Source organism: Allobosea sp. P1_A7 (genome assembly GCF_056406775.1).
On the sequence record NZ_JBFTZN010000482.1, the window covers coordinates 1 to 4,515 of the forward strand.

At 64.1% G+C, this 4,515-nt stretch carries 4 protein-coding genes; 1 reads left to right on the top strand and 3 read right to left on the bottom strand.

The genetic code is table 11. The annotated features are described in order from the left end of the window. The 3 genes from AC1D34_RS36620 to AC1D34_RS36630 form a co-directional block, all read right to left on the bottom strand. Positions 1-1,658 (bottom strand): multicopper oxidase family protein (locus AC1D34_RS36620; RefSeq protein WP_476826908.1); only part of this gene is annotated, 1,658 nt, incomplete at its 3' end. 327 nt (positions 1,659-1,985) lie between these two features. Further along, positions 1,986-2,858: an alpha/beta fold hydrolase gene (locus AC1D34_RS36625; RefSeq protein WP_476826909.1), complete on the bottom strand. Its 873-nt coding sequence runs from the start codon at positions 2,856-2,858 to the stop codon at positions 1,986-1,988. A 255-nt stretch (positions 2,859-3,113) separates the two neighbouring features. Continuing rightward, entirely contained in the window at positions 3,114-3,446 is a 333-nt protein-coding gene (locus tag AC1D34_RS36630; RefSeq protein WP_441492283.1) for a potassium channel family protein, read from the bottom strand. A gap of 371 nt (positions 3,447-3,817) precedes the next feature. Here AC1D34_RS36630 and AC1D34_RS36635 point away from each other — a divergent pair. After that, a partial coding sequence (locus AC1D34_RS36635) for a hypothetical protein (RefSeq protein WP_476826910.1) occupies positions 3,818-4,515 on the top strand: 698 nt, incomplete at its 3' end.

The following is a 4,515-nucleotide window of genomic DNA, read 5'->3' on the forward strand; positions in this document are numbered from 1 at the left end:
CAGACCCGGAACTCCAGGAAGGGACCGATGCAGGGGTCGTCGTCATCGCCCTTGAAGGCCGAGGCCATCGAGACCGGGCCCTTGGGGAGACGCCCGTCGGTCTGCTTCAGCAGGTTGATCAGATAGACGCTGTCGCCGGGCTCGAAGGCGGCGAAGTCGACGACGATGTCGAAACGCTCGGCCACGCCCATCTCGTCGGTCTCCGTCAGGGCGATCGGGTTGACCAGCAGGTTGCCGTCATTGGCGATGAAGTAGAACGGCACATTGGTCATGCGTGCAAAGCGCCGGCTCTTGTTGACCGCCAGCGCCAGCTTCATGAACCGCGCCATCGCCGCATTCAGGATGCGGAAGCGGTAGCGCCGCGGCAGCACCTCGAAATAGGGGTAATAGGTGCCGTTGACGCAGAGCATGTCGCCGAGGAAGCCGTCAGTGTCGAAGATATCGAAGCGGGCCTGGCCATTGGCGTCGAAGGCGGGGTTCGAGACCGCCAGATTCACGTCGAAATCAAGATTGCCCCATTTCAGCTGTGAGCCGCTGGGCAGCCGCAGGTTGATGCCGTCATTGAGGTCCTCGCGGCCGCGATCGGGGCCGCTATAGATATTGCACAGCCCGAAAATGCCCTTGTGCACGTTCTCGGCGGTGAAGAAGAAGCGATGGTCGTGGAACCAGAGGCTGCTCTGGATCTCGCGGAAATCGCCAGGGACCTGGACCAGGCCCTCGCGGTCATCGGGCCCCGAGCATTTGCGGGCATAGTCGCGGTCGCCGGTCGGCCAGACATTGGGCATGTCGCGCCGGGCCATGGCCATGCCCCAGTGGTAATCGTAGAAGGTGCCGGGGAAGTGATAGGCATTGCAGGCACCGTCGCTTTCGGCGCCGTTATGGGCGTTATGGAGATGGATCGAGATCTCGTTGCGCCCAAAGCCGCCATTCTTCCTCCGATCGACCGGCAGATCGTTATAGATCCGGGTCAGGATCGGCTCGCCATAGCGCGCCTTGATCAGGGTCGGCTGGCCGGTCCCGGTGCGGAGGCCAGCGGCCCGCCCTTCCCGGCCAGGCGCGCGCGGCCCGAAGGTCCACATCGAGGTCGCCGCCTGTTCCGGCATGCCGTCGCAGAAATAGCAGCCGGCCTTGACCTGCCCGAGTGAGAGCAGATAGCCCTTCTTGGGATAGAGCTCCTCCCAACGCTGATGCGCAAAGAATTCGCCGGGCGGGCGGCCCTCGAACGGCCCCGCATTGGTGACCGGGTTGCGGTAGAGCCCACCGCCCGAGTTGGTGTAATCGGTGTGGTAGGAGAAATTCTTCGCCGGCAATTCCTGCGCACCCGAAGCCCCGCCCCAGGCGGCGTCGCCATTCGACATGCGCGTCAGCGGCACGGGTTTCAGCACCTCTGGGCGCGGCATCAGGTCATGGAACTTGTCGACACCGAAGGTCGGGCTGCGTGGCGCGCCCGTCGGCACCTGGGCATAGGCACTCCTGGCAAAGGGACTCAGCCCATTCTTGGCGACCAGCAGGCCACCCGCCGTGAAATAGCCCCAGCGCAGCAAATCGCGCTTGGTGATCTCGCCGACCGACAGCGCCTTGACGATCTCGAGCCGGTTCTCGAGAGCACGCTGGGCCTCCCTTAGCCGTAAGCCCTTGGTCAGACGCGGTAGATACATGCCGACCTCCCCCGATGCCGCAATTGCGGCAGAAATACCGTGCCGGTGATAGCTGGAGGGCGCCGCGAATTGTAGAGAAGATGGTCCGACGATCCGTACGGCGAAGGTCAGACCGCGAATCTATACTTACGATGGGGGCGCGACAGCGCTCTGCGCAAACCGGCGCCATTCGCGGATCGGCGCCCGGATTCGGAGTGCGTTTCTGCCTTCGATCGCGGCATCCGCTTCCCTGCAGAGAGCCCGCTTCCGGACCCATGAAACGGTTGAGCAGAGCGCGAGCCTGGGGGGAACGGCCTGTGCGCGCCCGAACCCTCCCCCGGCCCGCCGTCAGAGCCTGTCGGCGGCGATCACCGCTTGGGCGAAGGGCTGCGGCGCCTCCTGTGGCGGATTATGGCCGATGCCCCCAGTGAAGAGCCGGTGCTCGTATTTTCCGGTGAACCGCTTCGCATAGGCGGCAGGCTCCGGATGCGGCGCGCCATTGGCATCCCCCTCGATGGTGATMGTCGGCACGCCGATCGTTGGAAAGGCGGCGAGCTTCTTTTCCAGCTCGTCATATTGCGGCTCGCCCGCGGCCAGGCCGAGCCGCCAGCGATAATTATGGATCGAGATCGCGACATGGTCGGGATTGTCGAAGGCCGTGGCCGAGCGCGCGAAGGTCGCGTCGTCAAAGGCCCATTTCGGCGAGGCCAACTCCCAGATCAGGCGCGCGAACTCATGCGTGTATTTCGCGTACCCCGCCTGCCCGCGCTCGGTGGCGAAATAATACTGGTACCACCATTGCAGTTCGAGGTCACGGCCCAGGGCCGCCTGCTGGCCGTTGCGCGGCGTGCCGTCACTGAGGAAGCGCGTCGTTCCATATCCGCGCAGATAGGGCACGATCACGCGATAGCCGGCCCCGGCGAGAAGGGGAGCAACCTCGACATAGCTGTGGATGTCATAGGGCCAGCCATGCAGCAGCAGCGCCGGCGGACCATCCGCCGGGCCAGCCTCGGCATAGCTGACCTCGAGAACGCCCGCCACGATCCGCTTCAGCGGAGCAAACGAGGCCTGCACGCCCTGCCCCGCGCTGCCCGCAGGTGTGACGGAGGGTGGACTGGTCTGGGCGCGGGCACCGCCGATCGCACTGAACGGGGCAAGTGCCGCTCCGAGCGCCAGGGCGCCGAGGACATTCCTGCGCGGGTGATCGATCTGCTCGGGCATGGCTCTTCTCCCGATGGCTTGAATGGTAGGGGAAGGACGCGGAGCCATTGTATCCCGGCTGCGTCGCGGCGCAGCCGAAATCGAAATCGCGCGTCGGATCAGGCGGTCGCGATTCCGGGGGAAAATCGGCCCGCCGCCGTTGCGCAGCCATCGCGGGCGTCGGCGGCCGGCGTGACGGCGGTCGTTCCGGCCACGGCGATGCTCGCACGTGCACACTGAGCTCGCATGCACCTCACGAAGCAAGCAGACGGAACCCTATTTGTGCTCGGGCGGCTCGACTTCCGTCGCTCGCAGCGCCTCGACAGTGACAGCCGCAATAAGCCCGGTCATCACGATGCCGGCGAAACCGATCACGACGGCAAGCATGCGCGAGCTGAAATGCGTCGGCGTGAAATCCCCATAGCCGATCGTGAAGCCGGTCACGAAGGTGAAATAGAGGGAGTCCCCGATACCCCAGTCCTCGATGCGCCCGATCAGAAATCCCGGCACGAGCATGGTCGCGAGCACACCGGAGAGAACCGGCCACATCACGCGGAAACTCCCAATCAGCGCGAAGAAGAAAGCGTGCCGCTTCTGCCTGGCATCCATGGATCTGAGAACCGCGTAAGATTTCGTAAGCCGAGGATAGCCTCGCCGAGCAGTAATTGCCAGTTGCAGAGAGCTACGCGTGGCCGGCGCCGGACGTTTCCGCGACGCGTTTCGCTGGCCTCGCCAATCATTGCCCTGGTGCACGCGCAACCTGACAGGTCGCGTCAGGTAAATGTCAGGTTCATAGGCGTAGAGTTCGCCGGTCGCCGCACCTGCATGCCCCAGAAACCCTTCACGCACCTGCGAAGAACACAGCGACCACGACGTCATCCAAAGCGTATTCGGCCGGCTCGCCCTGCCGAGCGATGCTGCTGGAATACGCATCCGGCCCAAATCGGGACTGTCAATCATAGAACCCAGGGAGGTTACTCATGGTCATGCGACGTATTTGCCATTTTCGCACTACGCCCTGCGCACGGGCAGCGGGTGAGAGCGGTCGCGCGAGCGGTCATCTGGGAACCGTCGCGCTGGTCGCGCTGCCGCTGCTCCTCGCAGCAGGCTCAGCCCAGGCCGCGTCATCGGAAGGGTGCGAGGGCGGCGGCTTTACCGTGCTGGGACGCACTCAGAATGCCACCCTCCCCGCCAGCGCTCTTGGGACGAGTTTTCGGGTGCAGGGCAAATATGCCCAATTCGATGTCGACTCGGCGACCCTCGGCATCCGCAACTTCACGCTGACCGGTGCGCCAAATCCCCTCGACATCACGGGAGGAGTGCCGACCCCGGTCTTCGCCAGCAAGCTCCCCGACCATCGCGGGTTGTCGCTGACCAGTTCACTCACCGTCGAGATCAAGGAGACCGAGATCGAGATCGGGAGAACGGGCCAAAACCTCAGCATGAAGATCCAGGCAAAGGACTGCGCGACTGGCGGCATATTCCAGATGGAGGTGGAACGCGAAGATGGAACGCCGACCCTCTTCACCCATATCCTGGCGGAGGGCGCCAACCCTCAACTGAAGGCGTTCTATTTCGACAATCGCAACTTCCGGAACCGGGAAGGCGACGAGGTTCCCTACAAGGACATCACGGTCACCGTCCCGGCCCGCGTCAATTTCGGCAATAACTTCTCCCG